Genomic DNA, 25,176 nt, shown 5'->3' with positions numbered 1-25,176 from the left:
AGCCAACAGAATGCTTCAATCTAACCCGGAAAAGCTCTAGGGTCAGGCCGTCGACGCCAGATTGACGTTGCGATCGCGGATGAACATGCTGGCCTCGGCGGCGGGCATCGCCTTGCCGAAAAGATAGCCCTGGCCGATGTCGCAGCCGAGCTGCAGCAGGAAGGCAAGCTGGCCATGCTCCTCGACACCTTCCGCAGTCGTCTTGATATTGAGGCTTCTGCCGAGGCCAAGCATGGCGCGGACGATCTTTTCCTGGCGTTCGTCGTCGCGATAGGTGGCGATGAAGCTTTTGTCGATCTTGATCTTGTCGAAGCGGTAGCGGGCGAGCTGGGCGAGGCTCGAATAGCCTGTGCCGAAATCGTCGAGGGCGATCTGAATGCCGGCCGCATGCAGCTCTTCGAGAATGACGGCGGCGATAGCGGGATCTTGAATCAGCGCGTTTTCGGTAATCTCAACTTCCAGGCGCTGCGGCGGCAGCCGGCTTGCCGAAAGGACCTTGAGGATGCGGGACGTCAGCAGCCGGTCTTCCATCTGTACCGGCGAGACGTTGAAGGACAACGTGACATGCGCCGGCCAGGCGAGCGCATCGCTGCAGGCCTGCGCAAGGAGATCCTCGAACAAGGCGGTGATCATCCCGGTTTCCTCGGCAATGTCGATGAAGACAGCCGGCGGAATGTTGACGCCATCCTCGCCGATCCAGCGCGCGAGGGCTTCGAAACCGCAAAGCTGGCCGGTCTTCAGGTCGATCAGCGGTTGATAGAAAGGCTTGATCGCCTTGTTGGCGATTGCGGCGCGCAGTCTGGTTTCCAGGGAGGCGCGTTCGGCTACCTTGTCCTGCATCGAAGTTTCGAAGACGAGATAATGGTTGGGGCCGCGTGATTTGGCCTCATACATGGCGAGATCGGCACGGTGGGCGGCGTCTTCCAGCGGCTCGCTGTCTTCAACCCAGCGATCATAGCCGACGCTGGCGCCGACTTCGACGGCAAAGCCATCGATATGGATCGGCCGAGTGACGGCCTGGATCAGCAACTTGGCGAAACGCTCCTCGCGCTGCGTCGTCAGGGCGAAGGCGACGACGATGAATTCGTCACCGCCGAAGCGGTAGACGCAATCGGAATTGCCGAGCGCGCAGATGCGTTTGGCAACTTCGACCAACAACACGTCGCCGCCCTTGTGGCCGATGAGATCGTTGACTTTTTTGAAGCCGTCGAGGTCGACGGAGAAGATGGTGACGTTGTGGTCCCATTCCTCGATTTCCGCCTCGTCGCTTCTGACCGGCCGCGAGAGAATTTTGCGCTCGAAGGCGTAGCGATTCGGCAGCTTGGTCAGATGGTCGTGCGTTGCCGTCCAATCGGCCTTCGCTTGGGCGGCGGCGCGCAGTTCCATTTCCTTGCGCAGATCGGCAATACGCAGCACCGAGTAGATGAAGCTCATGGCGCCGGCGATGCCGAGTCCCAGAACGAGCTTGTCGGCGCCGTACTCGCCGAAGCCGGTCATGAAGGAAACCAGACTGTCGTCGAATTGGAGCAAGGTACCGAGGAGCCAGAGGGTAATCCCCAAACCGACGATCGACATGCATTGCCTTCCGGCTCTGCTCTGGAAAAACACCGGCATTATGCCTTCTCCATCTCCACCCGCGCCGGGATATCACAAAAGTCTGAAATGTTCGTTGAAACCAGAAGGCGAATATTTACAGGGAGCAGTTTGCGGTGGGTCGTCGGCAGACGGATAGCGTTGCGATGCAGCCAGGATCGGCACTGCGGCTGTTTTGCCGGTTCCGTTCGGGAAGAGGATGTTGCTGCAGGTGATTAGGCCGAAAAGATGCCAGAGGAACGAAGGCGAGCGTGCTGACGCATCGCTCGCCTTTTTTCGTGCTTCAGGCGGTGACGATCAGCAGCGGAACGCTGAGGATGAGACCGGCCAAAACCGTGAACGTCGCGACGCGCATCAACCGCAGGCGCCGTGTACGCTCTCCACTCCAATCATATGTCATTCTTCCATCTCCTTGGGACAAGGAAGTAGTCCCCGCAAAACCGGGTTCAACAGGAATGACGCGATTTGCTTGTGTAAGGCTGGAGAAAATAAGGAATCTCTAATGCTGGAGGCGCAGAGACCAGCGGCTTCCGTTGCTGGTCATGCGAACGATGGCGAGTGGCTCGACGTCGCTCAGCCAGAAGGAGGAGGGCGGCGCCTGAAGCACATGCGCGACTGCAGCCCGGATGACGGCCGCGTGGCTAATGGCGATCACGTGACCGCTTTGGGCGGACTGGGCATCCATCCAGCCAGCGACGCGCTTTCGCAGGTCGAGAAGACTCTCGCCGCCGTGCGGGGCAACCCCCGGCTCGGTCATCCAGGCCATGAGATTTTCCGGCTCTTCCGCCTCAATCGCCTCGATCGATCTGCCAGCCCAGCGGCCATGGTCGCAATCTCGAAGCGACGGATCAATTTGCGCTTCGAGACGGAGCGCCTCAGCCGTCTGGCGGGCGCGCAAGGCGGGGCTTGTGACAATACGATCGGCGTAGGGCAGGGCGGCGATCCTGGCTGCTTCTTCCACGGCCTTTTCTTCCAGCGGTTCGTCGAGCGGAAACAGGGCCTTGCGGTTCGCCGCCGTCGCCCCGTGGCAGATCCAGGTGAGGCGCGTATTCACGGTTGTTCTGATCTCCGAGGACGGGGTGTGGACGGCCTTTGCGGGCTTCGTGAAGTTTCGTTGACAGTCTCTTCGGCGTGCAGATATAACCGTGCTGTTGCGGGTTTGGAAGCCGGTGGAAACCCGGCGCGGTCGCGCCACTGTGACCAGTGTGTCGAAAGCTCTTCACGCTGGAAGTCAGACCCTGCCGCACAACACTCTTTCGACTGAACGCGTCATTCCGGAGGAATACATGTCTGACACCACTTTCGCGCCCGTTGCGGCGCCGGCCCCGATCCCGGTTGGCGAGATCCTTCCCTGGGCGATCTTCGGCGGTCTGCTGATGCTCATCGTTCTTTATTTCGTCGGCACCGAGGAGGGCGCGATGGCGCTGTTCAACGGCATGTATGTGCACGAATTCGTGCATGACGGCCGCCATCTTCTCGGCTTTCCCTGCCACTAAGCGCATCGCGATCTTTCGGATTCGTTTCTCGCGCTTTAGGTCTTTGTTTTACGCATGTCGGTATCGCAAAACCGCTGCATACTTTGCGCGACATGCTTAGGGGGAATACTGACATGGTTGGAAAGCTCCTGCTTCGCGGCATGCTTGCGGGCCTGATTGCTGGCATGCTCGTTTTCGCTTTTGCGCATATCTTCGGCGAGCCGCTGGTCGATGCGGCAATCGCCTTCGAGGAGGCGAGCGCCCAGGCTGCGGGCGAAGCTGCCGAACCTGAAATCGTCAGCCGGGCCACGCAGGCCGGTCCCGGCCTTTTCACAGGCGTCATGGCCTACAGCATCGCCGTCGGCGGGCTTTTTTCGCTCGCCTTCGCCTTCGTGCACGGCCGCTTCAGCAGCCTATCGGCGCGCGGCACCTCGGCCGTCATCGCCATTGCCGCCTTCGTGGCGGTCGTTCTGGTTCCCGGCATCAAATATCCGGCCAACCCGCCGGCGGTCGGCAATCCCGATACGATCGGCGTCAGGACCGAACTATTCTTCCTGATGATCGTCGTTTCGCTCGCCTCGCTGGTTGCCGCGATCGCGCTGTCGCGCCGCCTTGGCGAGCGTTTCGGTCTCTGGAACGGCGCGATCATTGCCGGCATCGCCTATCTCGTCTTCATCGGCTCGGTTCTCTATCTGCTGCCGCCGATCAACGAGGTGCCGGAGAATTTCTCGGCGATGGTGCTCTGGCGGTTCCGCAGCACCACGCTCGGCATGCACGCGATCCTTTGGACAACGCTCGGTCTTGTTTTCGGAGTGCTGGCAGAAAGGCCTCTTGCCGCCAAAAGCGGACTGCTGCCGACGTTCCGGTGATGCGGCATATCGGCAGGCTTGCTTTTCTCGGTCTCATCGCGAGCCTATCGCCAATGTCTATCGGAAATGCCCTCGCCCATGGGAGCAGCTCTGGCGGCTCCCATGCCGGGCTCGATATTCCGGCAATTTCCCACGGCGAGATGGCGGTCATTTCGGAGTATCGCAGCAGCATCAGCACGCTGGCGTCACGGGCGGCCGATACGAACGAACCGTTCCGGCGTGTCCTGAACTACTCGGAAATCCAGTATTCCTATTGCCTCTGGGGACGGATGCCGGGCAGTGTGACGGACGAAGAGAGCCCGTTCAACGAATGCACCCATGCTTATCTAGCGGCGACCAAAGCCGTGCTGATGGCGATGCGTGAGATGCCGCGGGAGGCAACTGCGGCGGGCGAAATCATCTCGGCCATCGACGCCGAGATGGCGGGCCGCGGACTTGCCTTCATCACCTGCCAGTTCAGCGGCGAGGCGTTCAATACCGCTAATATCGTCAAGCCGAATTGGAGCAAGGTGCCGCTTCATCCTGCCAGCATGGTCTCACTGACGGGGTTGGCCGCTCTGTTCGGTCTTGCCGTTCTTGCACTACGCCGCTTCCTGCGGCCGAAGGCTCAGTCGTCGGAATAGCGCTGCTCGCGCCACGGATCACCATGCATATGGTATCCGTTCTTTTCCCAGAAGCCGGCCTCGTCGGCGGCGATCAGCTCGATGCGGCGCAGCCACTTGGCGCTTTTCCAGAAATAGAGATGAGGCACGACGAGCCGCATCGGCCCGCCATGCTCCGGTGTCAGCGGCAGGCCTTCCCAGGAGGTCGCCAGAATCGTATCCTCGGCGGCGAAATCGGCGAGCGGCAGATTGGTTGTATAGCCGTCGTAACTTGTCAGCATGACGAAGGCTGCTTCCGGCCTCGGCATGGCAAGGTCGAGCAGATCGCGCGTCGAAACGCCCTTCCATTTGTTATCGTAGCGCGACCAGGTGGTGACGCAGTGGATGTCGCTGATCCTGATGCTCTGCTCGATCGCCTGGAATTCGGTCCAGGTGAGGGTGAGTGTCGTTTCGACCAGGCCGCGTACTTCAAGCCGCCAGCTCTCGGTTGAAATGACCGGTTGCTGGCCGAGATCGAGCACCGGCCAGTTCTTGACGAGGTGCTGGCCGGGCGGCAGGCGCTCGGCCTCGGGACGGCTGATGCGGCCGGTCAGGAACTTGCCCTCGGATGCCCAGCGGCGCTTGGAGCTGGTGAGCTTGCTATCGGCGGGCGTCTGATCATCGCTCATGAATGGGTCTCCTTGCGGTGCAGCAAATAGGACATCCGTTCCTGCCGAGTGTCAAGTTTCGGCGAGCCCTTGGAAATCCTCGCTTGCCTCATTAAACTGAGCCGTCGGGCATGCCTTGCTGGGGAGTGAAGGCAGAAGGGAGGAGCCGGATCTGTCTTCGAGATATCGTGCCATCGCGGCGTTGTTACTGGTGCCGCTCGTCACTTTCGCCTTCTTCACCTATGGAAGTGCGATTGCGACGCGCGCCTATATGCAGGAGGCTTCAGCCCAGGCGGGAACGGCGCTGCGCCTAGCCGTCTCGGCACTCAGCGGCCACCTCAACCGCTACGAGGCGCTGCCGGCGCTGATCGCCGATCACGACGATATCAAGGAACTGGTCAGCGCGCCCGAGGACATGGCGCTTCGCGATGCGGCCAATCTCTATCTCAAGGAAATCAATGGGCTTTTGAAATCCTCCGACATCTATGTGGTGAAGCCGGACGGGGAGACGATCGCGGCGAGCAATTACGATGGCCCGGGGAGCTTCGTCGGCCAGAATTTCAACTACCGGCCCTATTTCCAGGAAGCCATCGAAGGCCGGCAGGCGCGGTTTTATGCTCTCGGCACCACGTCGCTAAAGCGCGGCTACTATTTCTCTGCTCCGATCAGGGTCGGTGCGGATATTCGCGGTGTCATTGTCTTCAAGGTCGATATCGACATGATCGAATCTTCCTGGAGCGGCGGCGAATACAAGATCTTCGTCTCCGATCCCGAGGGCATCATCTTCATGTCCGGCAGCCCGGAATGGCTCTATGGCGCGATCCTGCCGCTGACAGCCGATCGTATTGCCCGGACCGAGGCGTCGCGGCGCTACGCCAATGCGAAGCTGACGGCTCTGCCGGTGACGCGCCATCGCTTGGAGCCGCATGATCTGATGACGCTTGCGAGCGATCGGGGCGCAAGCGAATATCTGGTGCTGTCGCATTACATGCCGGCCGAGGACTGGACGGTGAATGTGCTGATGGAAACGAGTTCTATCCGCGCCCAGGCGCGCACCGCGCTTGTCGCCGTCTTTCTCATCCTTTGCATCGCCGGTCTCGCTGTAGCGGTCATTCGCCAGCGGCGGGCGCGGCTTGCCGAGCGCATGTTGATGCAGGCCGAAGCGCGGGGCGAACTGGAGCGGCGGGTGGAGGAGCGCACGGCCGATCTTGCCCGAGTCAACAGCCGCATCGAGGAGGAGATCGCCGAGCGGCGGATGACTGAGCAGCAGCTTCGCCAGACGCAGGCCGACCTCATCCAGGCGGGCAAACTCGCTGGTCTCGGGCAGATGTCGGCTGCGCTTTCGCATGAATTCAACCAGCCGCTTGCCGCTGCCAAGACCTATACGGATAGCGCTTCGGTGTTGATCGACCGCGGTCGGATGGAGGAGGCGCGCGACAATATAAGGCGGATCGGCGGGCTCATCGACCGCATGGCCTCGATCAGCCGGCACCTGCGCAACTTTGCCCGCAAGCCGAACGAGAAGCTCGGGCCGGTTTCACTCGACGAGGCGATGCGCGATACGCTTGAGATTATCGCTTGGCGGCTGAAGGCGGCGGACGCCGAGCTCCGGCTCGATCTCGGAACCCGGCCGCCGGTGGTGCGCGCCGGATCTGTGCGGCTGCAGCAGGTGCTGGTGAATGTGATCTCCAATGCCGCCGATGCGGTGGAAGGTCTGAGTGACAGGCGCATCGAGGTTTCGGCCTCCGAGGAGGCCGGCAAGGTGGTGCTGACGGTGCGTGACCATGGGCCTGGCGTGCCAGCGGCAATCGCCGAGCGCATCTTCGACCCCTTCTTCACGACCAAGGGTGTGGGCAAGGGGCTCGGCCTCGGACTGTCGATCTCCTACAACATCGTCAAGGATTTCGGCGGCAGCCTGACCGCCGCCAATCATCCCGAAGGGGGCGCGGTGTTCCGCATCGAGCTGCAATCGGCGGCAGGGTCGATGCCGGAGGCGGCGGAATGAACGAGGCCAAGATCCTGCTTGTCGACGACGAGGAGGAACTGCGCCGCTCGACGGCGCAGGCGCTGGAGCTTTCCGGCTTCAGCGTCGAGACCTTTTCGAGCGGCGACCATGTGCTGGAACTGATCGGCTACAGCTTTCCCGGCGTCGTCGTCAGCGATATCCGCATGCCCGGCATGGACGGCATGACCTTGATGCAGAAGATTCGTGAGATCGATCAGGAGGTGCCCGTTATCCTCGTCACCGGCCACGGCGACGTCCAGCTTGCGGTCAAGGCAATGCGTGAGGGCGCCTATGATTTCATCGAGAAGCCGTTCACGCCTGAAATGCTCGCCGGCGTTATCCGCCGGGCGATGGAGCGGCGCGGTCTCGTGCTCGAAAACCGGCTGCTGAAGGCGGTCGCCGGCAAACGCGACGATATCGAGGCGCGGCTGCCGGGGCGCACCCAGGTGATGGTGGATCTGCGCTACCGCATCCGCGCGATCGGCGCCAGCGATGCCGATACCCTCATCGTCGGCGAGACCGGGGCGGGCAAGGAGGTCGTGGCCCGTGCACTTCACGATATCAGCGCCCGGGCGAGCCGGCCATTCATTGCGATCAATTGTGCCGCCCTGCCGGCAAATCTGATCGAGAGCGAGCTCTTCGGCCATGAGGCCGGCGCCTTTCCCGGCGCCGTCAGGCCGCGTTACGGCAAGTTCGAACATGGCCGCGGCGGCACCATCCTGCTCGACGAGATCGGCTCCATGCCCTTCGACCTGCAGGCGAAGTTCCTGCGGGTGCTGCAGGAGCGGGTGATCTCCAGGCTCGGATCGAACGAGGTCGTGCCGCTCGACGTGCGCTTCATCGCGACGAGCAAGGTCGATCTGGAGGCTGAAGTGGCCGCTGGCCGCTTCCGCGCCGATCTCCTCTACCGACTGAACGTCGCAACGCTGCATGTGCCGTCGCTATCGCAGCGGCGGGCGGACGTTCCGCTGCTCTTCCTGCAGCTGGTGCGGGAAGCGGCCGCCCGCTACGGCCGCGACGAGGTGGCCGTGCCGCCGGAGGTGATCTCCGACATCGCCCAACGCGACTGGCCCGGCAATGTGCGCGAGTTGAGGAATGCCGCCGACCGTCTGGTCCTTGGGCTCGACAATGGCGGACGGCAGGCCGAAGAGGCAACTGGGCTTGCGGAGCGGGTCGCCGAATTCGAGCGAGGGATTATCGCCAGCGCGCTGGTGGCGCATGGCGGCAGCCTCAGGCCGGTTTACGAATCCCTCGGCATCTCCCGCAAGACCCTTTACGAAAAGATGCAAAAATACGGCCTCGACAAGCGGATGCTGACTACCGAAAGCTGACTTTGGGTCCCTGGTGCATTCTCCGGGGCAATGGTGCTGTAGCACTGGACCGTCGCGTGTTGGGTGGAAATCCACCCATCGCCTATGCCGTTTGTTTCCAAATCGACCCATGCTGCATTGCACTGCCGGAGAATCGTCTTGCGGAAGCGACGGTAATGATTGCGGCTCGATTTCTCCCGGCGGCAAATAGGTGATCGCCGGCGCGGAGGATGTGTCGGCGGGCTTGCTGTTTCATCAGGGAGGAAACGATGAAAATCCTGAAGGCCGTGCTCGGCCTGACCGCGGCTGCCGCGGTTTCTCTTCTCGCCAGTGTCGCTTCGGCGCAGACCTATCCCGAGCGCACCATCACCATGGTCGTCCCCTTTGCGGCGGGCGGCCCGACCGATACCGTCGCACGCCTGGTGGCTGAATCCATGTCGAAGGATCTCGGTCAGCAGATCGTCGTCGAAAATGTCGGCGGCGCCGGCGGCACGCTCGGCGCCGGCCGGGTGGCGAACGCCGATCCCGATGGCTACACGATCCTGCTGCACCATATCGGCATGGCGACAAGCGCCACGCTCTATCGCAAGCTCGCCTATGACACGCTCGGCGCCTTCGAATATGTCGGCCTCGTCACCGAGGTGCCGATGACGATCGTCGCGCGCAAGGATTTCGAGCCGAGCGATCTCAAGGGACTGATCGATTACGTCAAGGCCAACAAGGACAAGGTGACGGTCGCCAATGCCGGCATCGGTGCGGCTTCGCATCTCTGCGGCATGATGTTCATGAGCGCCATCCAGACGCCGCTCACGACCGTTCCCTATAAAGGAACCGGCCCGGCGATGACGGATCTGCTCGGCGGCCAGGTCGATATCATGTGCGACCAGACCACCAACACCACGAAACAGATTAAGGGCGGCACGATCAAGGCCTATGCGGTGACCTCGCCGAAGCGTCTCGACGTGCTGAAGGATGTACCGACGGCTGTCGAAGCCGGCCTGCCGGGCTTCGAAGTCGGTATCTGGCATGGCATCTACACGCCGAAGGGTACGCCGGCCGCGATCAACGAACGCCTGTCGAAGTCGCTGCAGCTGGCGCTGAAGGATCCGAATGTCGGCGCCCGCTTCGCCGAACTCGGCACAGCGCCGTCTTCCGATGCAGATGCGACTCCTGCTGCTTTGAAAGCCAAGCTCGAAAGCGAGATTGCCCGCTGGAAGCCGGTGATCGAGGCTGCCGGGGAATATGCGGACTAGTGAGGGATGTGCCAGGAATAGCCTCTCACCCTAACCCTCTCCCCGTAAACGGGGAGAGGGGACCTGCCCTGAGCAATTGCGGAAAAGGCGAAGGCTTGCGGCATGTTCCCTTCTCCCCGCAAGCGGGGAGAAGGTGCCGGCAGGCGGACGAGGGGCAATCGCTGCAGTAACGGCCTCTCGTGAACCATCTCCAACTCCAGGAGACACCATGAAATCCATCAGTTTCGATAGTACCAATGCGATCTGCGGCGCGCTGTTCGTCGCGACGGGCGCTTTCTTTGTCTATCAGTCGGTCGGGCTCGACCTGGGTACGGCATTGCGCATGGGTCCCGGCTATTTCCCGTTCATCCTTGCGTGCGCGCTGATACTTCTCGGCGCGATCATCTTCATTCAGGCGCTGCGTGTGGAGGGGGAGCCGGTCGATCCCTTCGCCTGGCGCGGCATGCTCTTCATTCTGCCGGCTCCCGTCTTCTTCGGATTGACGGTGCGCGGGCTTGGATTTGCGCCGGCGCTGTTCTTCACAGCCTTCATCGCCTGCTTTGCATCGCGCAAGATGAACCTGGTGTTCGCGGTCGTCCTGTCGCTGCTGCTGACGATCTTTTCGGTCGCCGTCTTCAGCTATGGGCTCGGACTGCCGTTCGAACGCTTCGGCCCCTGGGTCCGGTTCTAGGAGGCGGCGATGGATCTTTTCAGCAATCTCGCGCTCGGCTTTGCCACGGCGGCAACGTTCGACAATCTTCTCTTCTGCCTGATCGGCGTGCTGCTCGGCACGCTGATCGGCGTGCTGCCCGGCATCGGCGCCACGGCGACGATCGCCATGCTCTTGCCGATCACCTTCCAGCTCGAGCCGGTCTCCTCACTCATCATGCTCGCCGGCATCTATTACGGTGCGCAATATGGCGGCTCGACAACGGCGATCCTCATCAACATGCCGGGCGAATCCTCCTCTGCCGTCACCGCGATCGACGGCTATCAGATGGCGCGCAAGGGCAGGGCGGGGGCGGCGCTGGCGATCGCGGCCCTCGGCTCCTTCTTCGCCGGTACGGTCTCGACCTTTCTCGTTGCGGTCTTCGCGCCGCCGCTGACCGACATCGCGCTGCAATTCGGATCGGCTGAATATTTCTCGCTGATGATCGTCGGCCTCGTTTCCTCGATCGCGCTGGCGCACGGCTCAGTCGTCAAGGCGCTGGCGATGGTGGCGCTCGGGCTGCTGCTCGGCCTCGTCGGCACCGATATCTATACCGGCACGCCGCGTTTCACGCTCGGCATCCGCGAATATGCCGACGGGCTGAATTTCGTGGCGCTCGCCGTCGGCGTCTTCGGCGTCGCTGAAATCCTGCGCAATCTCGAGGGAGAGTCGACACGCACGGTGCTGATGGCCAAGGTATCGGGTCTCTTGCCTTCGCGCCAGGAATTCAAGGAGATGATCGCGCCCATCATCCGCGGCACCGCGATCGGTTCGGCGCTTGGCATCCTGCCCGGTGGCGGGGCGATCCTCGCTTCCTTCGCCTCCTATACGGTGGAAAAGCGCTTGTCGAAGACGCCGAAGGAATTCGGCCAGGGCGCGGTCGCCGGCGTCGCAGGGCCGGAATCGGCCAATAATGCCGGAGCGCAGACCTCGTTCATTCCGCTGCTGACGCTCGGTATTCCGGCCAATCCGGTGATGGCGCTGATGATCGGCGCGATGATCATCCAGGGCATCGTGCCGGGCCCGAACGTCGCCACCGAGCAGCCGGCGCTGTTCTGGGGCATCATCGCCTCGATGTGGATCGGCAATCTGATGCTCGTCATCCTCAACCTGCCGCTGATCGGACTCTGGGTGAAGCTTTTGACGGTGCCTTATTATGTGCTCTTCCCCATTATCATGGCCTTCTGCTCGATCGGGGTCTACAGCGTCAATTCCAACGTCTACGACCTCTATGCTGTCGCCTTCTTCGGTCTCATCGGGTACGTGCTGGCCAAGCTCCGCTGCGAGCCGGCGCCGCTGCTGCTCGGCTTCGTGCTCGGGCCGTTGCTGGAAGAGAATCTCAGACGCGCCATGATCCTGGCGCGCGGTGACCCCAGCACCTTCATCACGCGGCCGATCAGCGCCACGCTTCTGGCAATCGCGGTCGCCGTACTGATCGTCGTCTTCCTGCCGAGCGTCAGGAAGAAGCGCGAGGAGGTGTTCGTCGAAGAAGCTTGAGGGTTGAACTCGCGAGTTGTTTGATGAACAACGAATGATCTGACGCGGGCGCCGTTCGGGCGCCCGTTTCACATGGAGGGATATCCAGGCCCATGAGCATTCCTGCCCGGATTAAGGACGATCTGCTGTTCCTCACCGCCCTGCGCCGCGATCTGCACGCCCATCCGGAACTCGGTTTCGAGGAGGAGCGCACCGCCGGTATCGCCGCAAAGCTTCTCGAGGAGGCCGGCATCGCCGTGCATCGCGGGCTTGCCGGCACCGGCGTGGTCGGCACGCTGCAGGTCGGCAATGGCACGCGCACGATCGGGCTGAGGGCTGATATGGATGCGCTCGCGATGCCTGAGATGGCGGAGCGGCCCTATAAATCGACAGTGCCGGGAAAGATGCATGCCTGCGGCCATGATGGCCATACGGCAATGTTGATCGGCGCCGCGCGGCACCTGGCGGCGACGCGGAATTTTTCCGGCACCGTGCATTTCATCTTCCAGCCGGCCGAAGAGGGCCGCGGCGGCGCGAAGCGCATGGTCGAGGAAGGGCTCTTCCGGCTTTTCCCCTGCGATGCCGTTTATGGCCTGCACAATATGCCGGGGCTTGCTGTCGGCGAGATTGCCGTGGTCGAGGGGCCACAGCTCGCCTCCTCCGACAGCTGGCGCATCACCTTTCGCGGCATCGGCACGCACGGCGCCAAGCCGCACCTCGGCCGTGATCCGATCACGGCAGCCGGTACTTTCCTGTCATCGCTGCAAACGATCGTTGGCCGCGTTGTCGACCCGCTGCAACCGGCGGTCGTCAGCGCCTGCTTCCTGCAGGCGGGCGATGCCAAGGCGTTGAACGTCATTCCCGATATCGTCGAGATCGGCGGCACGGCACGGGCCTATTCGCCTGGGGTGCGCGACCAGCTGGAAACCGAAATCGGTCGGTTGGCGAGTGGGACGGCTTCGATGTACGGCGTATCAGCCGACTATCGTTTTGAGCGGCGGATACCGCCTGTCGTCAATGATGCGGATGCGGCATCACGGGCGCTTGCCGCCGCCGGCACCGTCTTTGGTGAAAAAGTACGGAGGAGTTTTCCGCCATCGACGGCCGGAGATGACTTTGCCTTCTTGGCTGAGAATGCGCCGGGTTGTTATGTCTGGCTGGGCAACGGGCCGGCGGTTGATGGGGCGCTGCATCACAACACGGCTTATGATTTCAACGATGAGGCGCTTGGATACGGGGCGGCTTACTGGGTAGCGTTGGTGGAGGGGGAGTTGAAGGTTTAAGCGGTGTCCATCGCTCCGTTTTCGAGCATCACCAGGATCGGTCCCTCAACCGATTTATAGACAGCCGCGAGTTGAACCGCTCGAAAAACGACCATGCCCAGCGCGGCTGCGAAGAAAGCCACCGGAACCGGCGCGAGGCAGCTCCTCCCAGCATCTAACATGTCAACGCCCCGAAAAGCAGAGCCAGATTCATCACAATACGCATTTCCACACCAATTTTTACGGTCCTCGAACCGGCGTAATCGTCGGTTTGCTCCGCCTTCGGCGCGTCATTTAGTTTTGTACAAAGCTCGAAAATTGGCCGGACGCGAACACGACAGTCGATGATTCAGTTGGCGAGGCCGCAATTTTCCCGGGAAAGATTCCTAATCTGCGCCGATAAACTCAACCTGCGGTGCAGCTCACCCATTTGGGTGATGGAACCAAATCGCTTAGCCGTGGTTCGGCGGGCTTTCACGGTTTCAAAGCATAAGGGAAATCCTTTGAACGAGCTGCATCACGAATTCCAGCTGCGAAGAGATTTTTTGCCGAGAGCCGACGAGGACGAGTGGCCTGGAGCTGAGCCCGCGGCATTGCCGGTGGACAGTCCACCGGACCTCCAAAAACCGCTGCCGCCCCGCCCGTTGGTGGTTGATCTTGACGGCACCCTGGTGCGATCGGACCTGCTGATCGAGACGGTCTTCTCTGAGCTTAGCCGCCGGCCCCATTCGATCGTCGATTTCATCAGATCGCTGTCCGCCGGAAAAGCGTGTCTGAAGCACCGCCTTTCTCAACCAGCGGATTTCGATCCGGCTATCCTTCCTTATGACGCGGAAGTGCTGAACGTCATCAAGGCCGCACGGGAGGAGGGGCGTTCGGTTTATCTCGCTTCTGCAACCCACGAACGCCTGGTTTGCGCGGTTGCCGACCACCTCGGCCTCTTCACCGGCTGGTTTGCAACGAACGAGACGATGAACTGTGTCGCCGAGGTGAAGGCGGCAGAGCTCGTCGCCGCCTTCGGAGAGGGTGGTTTCGACTATATCGGCAATGACCCGGCCGACTTGCCAGTCTGGCGCCACGCCGCAAAATCTTATGCGATAAGGACATCGGCGGCAGTTGCGCGAGAGCTTTCGCGCCAATGCGACAACGTCGAGCATCTTAGCCACGACAGACCGACATGGCGGATTTGGACGCGCTCGTTGCGAGTGCATCAATACGTCAAGAACGGGTTGGTCTTTATCCCGTTACTGACAAATCAACTCTTTGACCTCCATAGCCTTGCGAATGCCGGCCTGGCTTTGGTGGCTTTTTCGCTTTGTGCCTCGGGCGTTTATCTCCTGAACGACCTGGTCGATCTGCAGGACGACCGCCGCCATAAAACCAAATGCCGCAGACCCCTTGCCTGTGGCGAGATCCCGCTGTCGCACGCTCTGCTGGCAATCCCGATCCTGCTTTTTCTGTCGTTTGCGGTGGCCGCCGTGGTGTCACCCGTCTTCGTGCTCGTACTCGCGGGATATTTCGCCTTGACCACCGCCTATTCGTTCTTCCTCAAGCGGAAGATGATCCTGGACGTGGTGGCTCTCGCCTCTCTTTACACCACGCGGGTGATCGGCGGCGCTGCCGCCGTCTCGGTGTGGCCATCGCCCTGGCTGCTTGCCTTCATGATGAGCTGGTTCCTCTCGCTCGCTTTGGTGAAGCGATACACCGAGCTCATTTCACGCCGCGCCGCGCACCTGCCGGATTCCAAGAGCCGCGACTACCGGAAGGCGGATATTGGTATGGTGGGCGCCCTGGCGGCTGGAGCGGGAATGAACGCGCTGACGTTATTTGCTCTCTATGCCGCAAGCGACAGTGCCCAAGACATCTACACCCGGCCAGCGATGCTGTGGTTGGCCGGACCAATCCTTGCCTGCTGGATTGCCCGCATCCTTATGCTCGCCCACCGGGGGCAGATGCATGACGATCCAGTCGTCTTCGCGATCAAGGACAAGGTCAGCCTCGTCACGCTCGGCGTCGCCGGCGTACTTGTCATTGCCGCAATGTGAGGTGGCCGAATGGGTCGTCAGTCCTCAGAGCGAAGCACTTCCGCGGGCCTCGCAACCCGCTACCTCGCCTTCGCCGTGCTCTCCACCGCCGCCAACTTCGCGGTCCAGGCTACTGTCATGCAGCTGGCGCCGTCGCCGAGCCTCGTGCCATCGATGCTCGCAGGGACCGCTGCCGGCTTCGGCTTGAAATACGTCCTCGACAAACGATGGATCTTCTTCGACGGCTACACGTCATACGGCGACGAGATGCTCAAGGTGGCGCTTTACGGCCTGTTCAGTGTCCTGACGACGCTCATATTCTGGGGGTTCGAAATTGCTTTTTGGACGGTCTGGAAGACGGAGCTCGCAAAATACACCGGCGGAGCGCTCGGATTGGCGATCGGCTACGTCTCCAAATACGCAATGGACCGGAAATTCGTCTTCAAACCAGAGGAGGCGTAACAAACTCATGGAGGGCTGGGGACGGTATCCGCGCCATGAGAGCCAGGCAATCGACTGCCAGCTGCCGCAAGCGCTTGCAGGCATCGTGGCCGATCGCGTGGGATTGATCGGGCGCGGAAATGGGCGCTCATATGGTGACGCGGCGATCGGCGAACACTCCACCTTGATGTGCCGTGGTTTGAGCCGGATGCGGAGCTTCGATCCCACTAACGCGACGCTGACCGTGGAAGGGGGCGTAATGCTCTCGGACATTCTGCGCTCGTTTGTCCCGAGAGGCTATTTTCCGCCTGTGGTACCGGGCACCAAATTCGTCACGGTCGGCGGGATGATCGCCTCTGACGTGCACGGCAAGAACCATCATCGCGACGGCGGGTTCGGCGATCATGTCAGCGAGCTCAAGCTGGCAGTCGCCGGCGGAGAGATCCTCACCTGTAGCCGCAGGCGCAATCCCGAGCTTTTCTTCGCGACGGTCGGTGGCATGGGCATGACCGGGATCATCGCGGAAGCGACCTTCCGCTTGAAACCGATCGAATCCGGCTGGATCGCGCAAAAGACGATCGTCACGGAAAACATTGGCGAGGCGTTGAAGGCGCTGCAGCAGACCGAGGATGTCACTTATTCGGTCGCCTGGATCGATTGCCTTTCGCAAGGCGCTTCCCTTGGACGCTCGCTGATTTTCGCCGGCGAACACGCGACGCTGGACCAGGTCGGCGGCATGCCGGATGCCGATCGTTTTGCAGAGAAAAACGCGGGGAGGTTTTCACTGCCATTCGATCTGCCGCAATGGGTGCTCAGCAAAACAGGCGTTGCAGCCTTCAACGATCTTTATTTCAGGGCGGGAGCGCGAAAGGCGGCCAAGACGTCGCTGGTCCACTGGGATAAATACTTCTTTCCACTGGACGGTATCCTTGAATGGAACCGGCTTTATGGCAGGCGGGGCTTCCTGCAGCATCAGTGTGTGGTTCCAGCCGAGGACGCGCTTCCAGTCCTGAGCGGCATTCTCGAGCGCTTTGCGCGCTCGGGAAAAGGCTCCTTTCTTGCCGTTCTGAAGAAGCTGGGGGGCGGAAGCGGGCTGCTGTCCTTTCCTGCGCCGGGCTACACGCTCGCACTCGACCTTCCCGTCACGCAGGAGGTGTTCCGGCTGCTCGACGAAATCGACGAGCTGGTTGTCAAGGCAGGGGGGCGGCTCTATCTCGCCAAGGATGCACGACAGTCACGTCACACATTCGAAGCCGGTTACCCTCGGTTGGCTGCCTTCAAAGAGCTACGCAAAGTAACGGGCGCCGATCGTCACTTTAGTTCCCGCTTGGCAAAGAGGCTCGGCATATGACGGGGATCGGCAAGACACTGCTCCTGATAGGCGGGACCTCGGATATCGGTCGCGCTACGGCGCTGATCTATGCCGAGGCGGGATGGAACGTGCTTCTCACCGGACGAAAGCGCTCTGCCGTACAACGCGAAGCCGACGACATCAGCGCGCGGACCGGCGCTAAGGTCCTGGTTCACGAACTCGATATCCTCGCTACAAGCCGCTTCGAAGATTTCGTGGGCGTCGTTTCGCCTCTGCCTGACACGGTGGTCTGTGTCGTTGGCGAACTGGGCGAGCAGTCTCGCGCCGAACGGGAACTCGACCACGCCGCTATGATCATGCGGACAAACTTCGAAGGACCAGCTTTGCTTCTCGGTCTGCTGGCGGAACGTTTTGCGGCGAGAGGATCAGGTACCATCGTCGGCATAAGCTCCGTCGCCGGCGATCGTGGACGCGCGTCCAACTATGTCTATGGCGCCGCCAAAGCCGGGCTGACTGCATTCTTGTCCGGCCTGAGGAATAGGCTGTCGGGGTCCGGGGTGCGCGTGCTCACCGTGAAGCCGGGTTTCGTTCGGACACGCATGACGCATGGGATGAAACTCCCGCCGCTTCTCACCGCCGAACCTCGGGAGGTCGCGCAAAAGATCTTTACCGTCGCCGAGGGAAGCAGAGGCGGGGACGTCGTCTACGTCAGACGAATATGGCGACCGCTGATGACGGTGATCCGGTCAATCCCGGAGCCGATCTTCAAGAGGTTGCGGCTATGACGGAACCGGGCAATCACGCCGCCTATGCGACCATCGGAACGGGAGCAGGTGCCAGCAAGCGACCGGCGGCCAGGCTACGGCGGTTGCTGTCGGCGGAAGGTGCGATCGTCCTCGCAGCCTTGGCCTGCGCTGCCATGCTTGCCCTGCCTGAGAGGACCATCAACGCCGCCTTTATCAATGATGTGCTGGTCTTTATCGACGGTGCGCACCGCATCACGTTCGGTCAGGTGCCGAACCGCGATTTCCACACGGCGCTCGGGCCACTCGTCTTTTATCTCCCGGCGGCTGGATACCAACTGACGGGGAATTTCGGCGCTGCCATACCGGTCGGAATGGCTATCGTTGTCGTCGCCTTCATCCCGGCGATGATCCGCATCCTCGTGTCCCGCCTCAGCCCGTCATTGGCGGCCGCGCTCGGCATATTCCTCATTCTCATCCTCGCGGCGCCGATCAATCTCGGCAGTTCCATCTGGTATCCTTCCTTCGCGATGTTTTATAACCGCATCGGTTGGGTCGCGCTCGGCCTGCTGCTGGTGATGTATCTGACGCCGCAGCCCGCGCGCGGGCGAAGCGATGCCGCCGATGCCCTTGCCGCCGTCTTTCTTCTGCTCGTCTCGTTCTATACCAAGGCGACCTACGGGCTCGCCGGAACCGCCTTTCTCGTCGTCATGCTCTTGGATCGGCAGCAGCGCCGCTGGGCCGTGACCGCCCTGCTGCTGACGGGACTGGTCATGATCGCCATCGAGTTCTTCTGGCGCGGAACCGCTCAGCATATAGAGGATCTGCGGGCGGCGGCGCGTGTCAGCGGCGGCCATGATGTCGCCAGCATCCTGAAGAACCTGCGTGAGAACCTTTCCGACCTCGTCGTGTTCGCGACCTTCGCCTTGATCGCCATCTGGCAAACCCGCAGCTTCCGAGATCTTCTCTTCTCCGGGTTCTGCATAGGCGCCGGCCTGGCGATCATCAATCAGAACGCCCACAGCTGGGGCATCATCACGCTCTACTGTGGCGCAGTCGTTCTGGCGCAGAAAGCCGCCTGGTTTCAGAAAGGCGATGAAGGGAGAAGGGCGGGTGGCTTGGCTCTTCCTGCCGGCGCTCTTTCGCTGCTCGCGACCTTGTTCCTGTTGCCGCCGATCGTACATCACGCCGCGGCCCTCATTCTGCATACAGCGCTTGCGGCTGAGAAAGCCGGGCAATCTCTCGGGCTGCCGCGTTTTGACGATGTTCGCGAGATTGATCCGCCCGGCGGTGAACCGGACTTCATAAGGCGCTATCTCGACGACATCGTCACCGGCGGAGCGCTGCTGCAGGCGTTCCCCGTACCGCCCGAGCGTGTTTTTGTGCTTGATTTCGTCAATCCATTTTCAGCCGGCCTCGGAATTCGCCCGCCTGCCGGTGACACCGCCTGGTTTCACTGGAACCGTAATATCAACGAGAGAGCCTACATCCCACCGGAAGTGCTCTTTGCGGATGTAAAGATCGTCATGGTGCCTAAAACAGGAATCAACAGCCTGCCGCTGCAGGCGCTGTACGGCCCGTTTCTTTCGGCCCGGTTCGAGATCGTTCAGAAGACATCGGAGTGGACGGTCTACCAGTGGCGTCAGGCGAAGGCGCAAAGCGAGGTGCAGTGATTGAGACGGAAAGGTCGGTGCAAGCGGGAAACGGCGCATCGCGCCCGGCTTCACGGTTGAATTGGTCGCAGGCTGTCATCTTTGGCACGGGCTTCATTCTCGCTTGCCTGCTCGCTCTGCCTGGCCGAACGGCGACAACCAAATACGTCAACGACCTCTTCGTTTTCCTGGATGGTGCTCACCGCATCGCACGTGGCCAGGTGCCGAATGTCGACTTCCATTCGCCGCTCGGGCCGCTGACATTTTACATTCCCGCTGCTGGCTATGGCTTGTCGGGCAATATGGGCGGTGCGATGCCGGCTGGAATGGCGATAGTGGTTCTCCTACTCGCGGTTATTGCCGCGGAAATCGTGGGCAGCCGGATGCATAAGGCGTTCGGACTGCCGCTTGCGATCTTCCTGCTCCTGATAGCTGCGGCTCCCGCAAATCCGGGCGAGCGGATAGGGGAGCTGACCTTCGCCATGTTCTACAACCGGATTGGATGGGCGTCGCTCGGCTTACTCCTGGTGATGTATCTGCCTCGGTTGCCGGCCGCCGGGAACAGCCAGGCAGTCGACGCCGCATGCGCCAGTCTCCTTGTGTTGCTGATGCTCTACACCAAGATCACCTATGGCGTTGTAGGGCTTGCCTTCCTGTTGTTCATGCTTTTCGATCGTCGCCAGATCGGTTGGGTGACGTTGGCGCTCGGCATGATCGCCTTCAGCATCATCACGATTGAAATCATCTGGCGCGGCGGGTTCAACTACCTTGCTGACCTTGGTCTTTCAGCAAAAAACAGCGGCGGCGTTCTGACGTTGACCGCCCTCGGTCACTTGGTACGGAACAATCTCGCCGACCTTCTTGTCTATCTGACGGTCGCGCTCATCGTTCTCAACCTGACGCCGAGTTATCGGCATCTGCTCTTCGTTGCCTTCTGCGGCACAACCGGAATCCTCTTGATCGGGCAGAATTTCCAGACCGTCGGTATTCTGACACTGGGCGCAAGCGCCGCCATCATTACGGAAAGCCTCTTTCGCGCCAAGCTGCTCTCCCGATACGGGAAGCCGCGGTTCGCCCTGCCGCTACTCGTGGGCTTCCTGTTATTACCCGCTGCCATCGGCAATACTGCATCGCTCGCAATTCATGCCTATTACGCTGCCGGCGGCCGAGGCAAACCGATCCCGCTGCCGGCGTTTTCCGAGATCAGGCTCGTTGAGATGTGGAGCGCCGGCCAATACGAATATTTCGAGGGATACAACAGGACATTGGCTGATGCTTCGGTCGCCCTGTCGCAACTGATGTCTGCTGACGAGCGCGTCGCGGTTCTCGATTTCGTCAATCCCTTCTCAGCCGGCCTGGGGCTGACGCCGCCGGTGGGCGACAGCGTGTGGTATCATTGGGGGCGAACTCTTGGACCGGATGATCATCCGGCCGCGGAAGCGACGTTCGCCGACGTTGATCTTATCCTCGATCCGAAATGGCCGATCGAGATCTGGACGGGCAACGGGCTGCGCGACCTTTATGCCCACTATATCGCCCGCCACTATGTGCTGGTGCGGGAGACGGCCGATTGGCGCATTTATCGCAGAAAGGCTTCCTGAGCCGGTGCGGTCTGTTGTTTCAGCTCCGCGGTGATCAGGCCGATGAGCATTAGCACGAGCGCCCAGGCGTAAATGGATCCTGCCGTCAGCTGGCTCAGGCGGGAAGCCCCGAAGTAACCGAGTATGACGGGGACGGGAGTCACCAGGGCTGCTGCCGTCAGCCATGCCCACGGGCGCTGCCAATGGTGCAACAGCACGGGTAGCAGGAAGAGCGTGTAGTGGATCCATCCAAGAGGCGAAGCCAGCAGCGACGCCAACAGCGCGAAGCCACTCACTGCGACGACCGGCGGATGACGAAAAAAGGCCCAGCCTGCCAGTCCAAGCAACAACAGAGCGGCAAGCACCGTGCCCGCGGCCGGAAGGCCGGCGCGGGCCGCGATGCCTGCAAACGACGCGTTGGTCAGAAAAACAGCCCGGTCGCCGTCTGACGCGACGAGGCGCAGCCAATCGACGTAGATCTGCGGGCCGAAGACGACCAGCGGGATGGCGGCTATAACTGCCGCGATAGCCACCGACACAAGGCCGGGAAGGCGATGGCCGGCAAGAAGGAGCATCACCGGCCACACTGCAAAATTGGGCTTCATCGAGATCAGTAAACCAATCATGATGCCGGCGAGTACGCCATCACCCTTCTCCAGTTGGAGCCAGGCCACGACCGCGAACAGCACAAACGGCATATAGATCTGGCCGAGATAGAGCGTGTCCCAGAAGCCAGCCAATGCAAATGCCCAGATCGCCAGCAGCGGGAGCTCCAAGCCGCCGCTATAGCGTCGCAGCAGCAAAGCGACCGCGGCGACGTAGCTGGAGATTGAAATCATCCACCAGATACGAAGCGATTGCACCGGCTCGAGGAGGTCGAAGGTCTGGAACAGGAGTGCCGAAATCGGGGGATTGAGATTTGGGTTCCAGGATTCAAATCCGGGAAAGACGACATGCGGCGTAAGCGGCGGGTAAATGCCATAGGGATCCCATCCTGCAGCGGCTGCGCGACCCGACGCGACGAAGGCGCCGAAATCCCAAAGGCCGTGATCTGACACGACACGCGGAATTTCCCCCTTGATGATCCGCAAGGACATCAGGGCAAGACCTGCGGTCGCGGCCATCTTCAGCAGCCTCCACGGTTGTCGGTTGATGGCATCACTGTCCATTTTGACGCCCCTCTCGATGCCCCCGATCATGATGAGCGGTGGCGCCATACGCTCTTGTTCTGTGTGCTCGCTGCGGCCTCGTCACCAACTACCGCCATTTGTCGTGCACGTTGCGGAATGGCCCTGCTGCGTCATCGCAATCCGATTGCTCCGTCTATCTCAGACGCTTGCTAACTCTCTCTTGATGCGGATGTTCCCGGTCGGTCTGCGGCAGCGCGGCCGGGCGCCACCGTCGCGACTTACGACAGCTTCCTGATGGTGCTGTAAATGATGTTGTGGTTGCATTTCCATGCAAGTCTGGCTCGACGACTTTGGCACAGGGTTCGCGGGGTTCGCGTGGCTTCGCCTTTGATCGGTGCGTCCCGGCCTAGAAAATCTCCAGTACAGGACTTTCCAGCACCTTCCCCGTCGCCACATCCGCAATCCCCCGGTCCGTCTGGTGCGGACCGGCATTGCAAGCCAGCGTTGCGCCGAAGCAGGCCTTGAAGACGCGGTAGGGCGGTTTCCAGTCGACGATTTTGTCCATGGCCTTGCGGATATCGGAAAAGGCCGAAGCCGTGTCTTTCAGCGATGCGTCGGTGACCAAGCCGGAGAGCGGCAGCGGCAGGATCGCCTGGATTGCGCCGTCCTTGGCGACTGCCATGCCGCCGCCGGCAGTTATGACGGCGTTGGCGGCGAGCGCCATGTCGCGCACATTACTGCCGAAGACGGTGAGGTTGTGGCTATCGTGCGAGACGGTGGTGCAGAAGGCGCCGCGCCATTCGCCCCAGCCGGTGAGAAAGCCGATGCGCGGGGTGCCCCCGGCCTTTCCGTGGCGGTGGGCGACGGCGATCATGGCGCTGCCGGCCGGCGGCACGACGAAGCCGTCTCGGATCTCGGTTTCGGCTTCGCCCCATTGCGTGAAGCGCGGACGGTCGATGGTGGCGACGCGGACGCGCGCGCCCTTCGCAGGGACGCGGAAATCATTCTCCGACAGCGGCGGTAGCTTGATGGAGTTGATGAGCGGCGCCGTATCGAGCGATTGAACGGCCGCCTCCATGCTGCCGTTGCGGGCGACGATGCGGCCGTCTGATATGACGAGGCGTGCCCGCAATTCCGTGAGATCCTCGAAGAGAACGAGATCGGCGCGGCGGCCGGAGGCGACGAGGCCGAGATCGGAACGCTTCAGCCGCTCAGCGGCGTTGAAGGTCGCGGCGCGCAGTGCCCATTCCGCTTTCATGCCGTAGCGCACCAGGCGGCGGGCGACCTCATCGAGGCCGCCGCTTTGGTAGAGTTCATCGGGAAAGACGTCGTCGGTGCAGAGCGTAACGGTGGAGGGTAGGTGGCCGAGACCGTTAAGCACCTCGACGAATTCCTGCAAGAGATGATCGTGAGAGCCGCGCAGCTCGATCGTCAGGCCGGCGGAAAGCTTGGCGGCGAGATCGGCGCCGGAGGTGAGTTCGTGGTCCGAGGTGACGCCCGCTGCCATGAAGGCGTTGAGGTCCGCGCCGGTGAGGCCGCGGGCATGACCACAGACGAGCTTGCCGGAGGCAAGGCCTGAGTTGACGATGGCGCTCATGCGCGGATCGCCGTCGATGACGCCGCGCATGTTCATGACTTCGGCAACGCCGCCGACGGCAGGCGAACGCAGCATTTCGGTGATGACGGCGGCATCGAAATCAGCGCCGGCAAGTTCCAGGCCCGGCGCCGATGGCACACAGGAGGGAGCAAGCAGGATCATGCGCAGAGGCAGGGTGCGCGCCGCCTCGATCGCCCAGCGTACGCCGTCGAGGCCGTGGACGTTGCCGAATTCATGCGGATCCCAGACGACCGTCGTGACGCCGTGCGGCAGCACGGCGCTTGCATATTCCGCCGGCGTCACCATCGAGCTTTCGACATGCATGTGCATGTCGATCAGGCCCGGCGTCAGGATGCCGCCGGTCGCATCGACAATTTCGACCGCGTCCGTGCGGCTCGCCGGGGCATGGATGCTGGCGATGAGCGCGCCGACGAGGCCGATGTCGGCTTCTCGGATCAAACCCGTCACCGCATCGAGCAGCCGGCCGCCGGTGATGAGCATATCGAATGGGGCATCGCCGCGGGCGGCGGCAACGGCCCGGGCGCGCAATTCGGGATCGTTGAGATCGAATGGTTCTTGACGAGCGATGGCGTTCATCTGCTGGCCTCATTGATCAGGGCGGCGAGAATGACGGTACGCGTCTTCCCGACGTCGATATCGGCGGCGAATTGGGCGTTGAAGGTCGCATGCGTGGCGCGGACCTCGACGACGGTGCGGCCACGGGTGAGGGCGCCCTGCAGTTCGACGTCGATGCGCGCGGGGCGGAAGGTGACGATATCGGGGGCGACGAAGGCCACGGCGGCCGAGGGATCGTAGATCGCCATGCCGGGACGGCCGCGGCTGGTGCCGATGCTGATATAACCGGCGAGCATGTCGGCGATCAGTTCGGCATTATTGCCGCCGGCATTGCGCACCGGCTCGGCATCTTCGGGCCGCGCCAGCACCTTGCGGCAGAGGTCTAGATCGACCATGCGCAGCGGCAGGTCATGGGCGATGACGATTGCCAGCGCCTCGGGATCGGCGAGTGCGTTGAACTCGGCAGAGGCCGTGTGGTTGCCTGATGTGACGCCGCCGCCCATCCAGACGAGGTCGGTGATGCGGGCGGCAAGATCGGGGCGGGCGAGCGCTACGGCGGCGATATTGGTGAGTGGGCCAAGCGCCAGGATGCGGTGGGGTCCGTCGCCTTCGAGCCAGCAGCAGAGCGCAGTGAAGGCATCGCTCTCAGCAAGGGCAGGAGCTTTCGGCAGGCTCTTGCCTGACGTCGGGATGCCGGTTTCGCCGAGGATCGCCTGGGCGGTTTCGAGCTTGCCGAGAACAGGTGCTGCACGACCGGTATGGACGGGGAACGCCCAGCCGAAGGCGCTGACGGCGCCGGCGGCGTTCGCCAGTACCTGCGGCAGCGGCGCATTACCGAAGACCAGCGAGACGCCGTCGATTGCATATTCCGACTGCGCCACCACCAGAATGGCGGCGATGTCGTCGAAGCCCATGTCGGTATCGATCCACACACCCATGAT

General features: G+C 61.9%; 21 protein-coding genes, 1 pseudogene and 1 riboswitch. Of the genes and pseudogenes, 15 read left to right on the top strand and 7 right to left on the bottom strand.

What is annotated here, in order from left to right:
• Positions 1–42: 42 nt before the first annotated feature.
• Together Tal182_RS18770 and Tal182_RS18765 are read right to left on the bottom strand one after the other, a co-directional pair.
• Positions 43–1,614, bottom strand: coding sequence for a bifunctional diguanylate cyclase/phosphodiesterase (locus Tal182_RS18770; RefSeq protein ID WP_085860383.1), 1,572 nt, complete (start codon positions 1,612–1,614; stop codon positions 43–45).
• Between the two features lie 478 nt (positions 1,615–2,092).
• On the bottom strand, positions 2,093–2,647 hold the full coding sequence (locus Tal182_RS18765; RefSeq protein WP_085860382.1) for a histidine phosphatase family protein: 555 nt from the start codon (positions 2,645–2,647) through the stop codon (positions 2,093–2,095).
• Positions 2,648–2,703: 56 nt separating this feature from the next.
• Positions 2,704–2,854, top strand: a riboswitch (cobalamin riboswitch).
• Positions 2,855–2,879: 25 nt separating this feature from the next.
• On the opposite strand from Tal182_RS18765, the gene Tal182_RS18760 reads away from it, so the two are divergent.
• The 3 genes from Tal182_RS18760 to Tal182_RS18750 all read left to right on the top strand — a co-directional run bounded on the left by Tal182_RS18760 (position 2,880) and on the right by Tal182_RS18750 (position 4,560).
• Positions 2,880–3,089: a CbtB domain-containing protein gene (locus tag Tal182_RS18760; protein ID WP_011426664.1), complete on the top strand. Its 210-nt coding sequence runs from the start codon at positions 2,880–2,882 to the stop codon at positions 3,087–3,089.
• Positions 3,090–3,202: 113 nt separating this feature from the next.
• Entirely contained in the window at positions 3,203–3,937 is a 735-nt protein-coding gene (locus tag Tal182_RS18755) for a CbtA family protein (protein WP_085860381.1), read from the top strand.
• A gap of 53 nt (positions 3,938–3,990) precedes the next feature.
• Positions 3,991–4,560 carry a hypothetical protein gene (locus Tal182_RS18750; protein ID WP_245344794.1) on the top strand — a complete coding sequence of 190 codons (570 nt, stop codon included), beginning with the start codon at positions 3,991–3,993 and terminating at the stop codon, positions 4,558–4,560.
• Here Tal182_RS18750 and Tal182_RS18745 read toward each other — a convergent pair.
• Complete coding sequence (locus tag Tal182_RS18745; protein WP_085860379.1) at positions 4,545–5,207, bottom strand: sulfite oxidase-like oxidoreductase; 663 nt, start codon at positions 5,205–5,207, stop codon at positions 4,545–4,547. The genes Tal182_RS18750 and Tal182_RS18745 overlap by 16 nt on opposite strands.
• A 190-nt stretch (positions 5,208–5,397) precedes the next feature.
• On the opposite strand from Tal182_RS18745, the gene Tal182_RS18740 reads away from it, so the two are divergent.
• The 6 genes from Tal182_RS18740 to Tal182_RS18715 all read left to right on the top strand — a co-directional run bounded on the left by Tal182_RS18740 (position 5,398) and on the right by Tal182_RS18715 (position 13,201).
• On the top strand, positions 5,398–7,191 hold the full coding sequence (locus Tal182_RS18740; protein ID WP_280952428.1) for a sensor histidine kinase: 1,794 nt from the start codon (positions 5,398–5,400) through the stop codon (positions 7,189–7,191).
• The gene (locus Tal182_RS18735) at positions 7,188–8,522 is read left to right on the top strand and encodes a sigma-54 dependent transcriptional regulator (RefSeq protein WP_064804725.1); all 1,335 of its coding nucleotides are present in this window, start codon (positions 7,188–7,190) and stop codon (positions 8,520–8,522) included. Before Tal182_RS18740 ends, Tal182_RS18735 begins: the two co-directional genes overlap by 4 nt.
• A gap of 248 nt (positions 8,523–8,770) precedes the next feature.
• A complete protein-coding gene (locus Tal182_RS18730) occupies positions 8,771–9,754 on the top strand; it encodes a tripartite tricarboxylate transporter substrate binding protein BugD (RefSeq protein WP_085860377.1) in 984 nt (327 codons plus the stop codon).
• 208 nt (positions 9,755–9,962) lie between these two features.
• Positions 9,963–10,424, top strand: a complete 462-nt coding sequence (locus tag Tal182_RS18725) for a tripartite tricarboxylate transporter TctB family protein (RefSeq protein WP_085860376.1) — start codon at positions 9,963–9,965, stop codon at positions 10,422–10,424.
• Between the two features lie 9 nt (positions 10,425–10,433).
• Positions 10,434–11,939: a tripartite tricarboxylate transporter permease gene (locus Tal182_RS18720; protein WP_064811247.1), complete on the top strand. Its 1,506-nt coding sequence runs from the start codon at positions 10,434–10,436 to the stop codon at positions 11,937–11,939.
• A 92-nt stretch (positions 11,940–12,031) separates the two neighbouring features.
• Complete coding sequence (locus Tal182_RS18715) at positions 12,032–13,201, top strand: M20 aminoacylase family protein (protein ID WP_085860375.1); 1,170 nt, start codon at positions 12,032–12,034, stop codon at positions 13,199–13,201.
• A gap of 23 nt (positions 13,202–13,224) precedes the next feature.
• Here Tal182_RS18715 and Tal182_RS32785 read toward each other — a convergent pair.
• Positions 13,225–13,338, bottom strand: a pseudogene (locus tag Tal182_RS32785) (transporter); the annotation flags it as partial.
• A 345-nt stretch (positions 13,339–13,683) separates the two neighbouring features.
• On the opposite strand from Tal182_RS32785, the gene Tal182_RS18710 reads away from it, so the two are divergent.
• From Tal182_RS18710 to Tal182_RS18685, 6 genes are read left to right on the top strand one after another with little or no spacing between them, the layout of a single operon-like run.
• Positions 13,684–15,225: a UbiA family prenyltransferase gene (locus tag Tal182_RS18710; protein WP_085860374.1), complete on the top strand. Its 1,542-nt coding sequence runs from the start codon at positions 13,684–13,686 to the stop codon at positions 15,223–15,225.
• A gap of 9 nt (positions 15,226–15,234) precedes the next feature.
• The gene (locus tag Tal182_RS18705) at positions 15,235–15,666 is read left to right on the top strand and encodes a GtrA family protein (protein ID WP_064804715.1); all 432 of its coding nucleotides are present in this window, start codon (positions 15,235–15,237) and stop codon (positions 15,664–15,666) included.
• Positions 15,667–15,673: 7 nt separating this feature from the next.
• Positions 15,674–16,996, top strand: a complete 1,323-nt coding sequence (locus tag Tal182_RS18700) for an FAD-binding oxidoreductase (protein ID WP_085860373.1) — start codon at positions 15,674–15,676, stop codon at positions 16,994–16,996.
• Positions 16,993–17,742 (top strand): SDR family oxidoreductase, encoded by a 750-nt coding sequence (locus Tal182_RS18695; RefSeq protein ID WP_064811242.1) that lies wholly within the window; start codon positions 16,993–16,995, stop codon positions 17,740–17,742. The genes Tal182_RS18700 and Tal182_RS18695 overlap by 4 nt, the downstream gene beginning before the upstream one ends.
• A complete protein-coding gene (locus tag Tal182_RS18690) occupies positions 17,739–19,373 on the top strand; it encodes a hypothetical protein (RefSeq protein ID WP_085860372.1) in 1,635 nt (544 codons plus the stop codon). The genes Tal182_RS18695 and Tal182_RS18690 overlap by 4 nt, the downstream gene beginning before the upstream one ends.
• 17 nt (positions 19,374–19,390) lie before the next feature.
• Positions 19,391–20,953, top strand: coding sequence for a hypothetical protein (locus tag Tal182_RS18685; protein WP_245344793.1), 1,563 nt, complete (start codon positions 19,391–19,393; stop codon positions 20,951–20,953).
• Here the strand turns inward: Tal182_RS18685 and Tal182_RS18680 are convergent.
• From Tal182_RS18680 to Tal182_RS18670, 3 genes are all read right to left on the bottom strand, one after another.
• On the bottom strand, positions 20,932–22,101 hold the full coding sequence (locus Tal182_RS18680; RefSeq protein WP_164517806.1) for a glycosyltransferase family 87 protein: 1,170 nt from the start codon (positions 22,099–22,101) through the stop codon (positions 20,932–20,934). The genes Tal182_RS18685 and Tal182_RS18680 overlap by 22 nt on opposite strands.
• Before the next feature lie 367 nt (positions 22,102–22,468).
• On the bottom strand, positions 22,469–24,256 hold the full coding sequence (locus tag Tal182_RS18675; protein ID WP_085860370.1) for an adenine deaminase: 1,788 nt from the start codon (positions 24,254–24,256) through the stop codon (positions 22,469–22,471).
• Entirely contained in the window at positions 24,253–25,173 is a 921-nt protein-coding gene (locus Tal182_RS18670; protein ID WP_085860986.1) for a nucleoside hydrolase, read from the bottom strand. Before Tal182_RS18670 ends, Tal182_RS18675 begins: the two co-directional genes overlap by 4 nt.
• Between the last annotated feature and the right edge of the window lie 3 nt (positions 25,174–25,176).

This window comes from Rhizobium sp. TAL182, assembly GCF_002117725.1.
In the GTDB taxonomy this organism is placed as follows: domain Bacteria; phylum Pseudomonadota; class Alphaproteobacteria; order Rhizobiales; family Rhizobiaceae; genus Rhizobium; species Rhizobium esperanzae.
The sequence above is the reverse complement of the archived record's forward strand: the minus strand, read 5'-3'. Positions and strand labels throughout refer to the sequence as shown.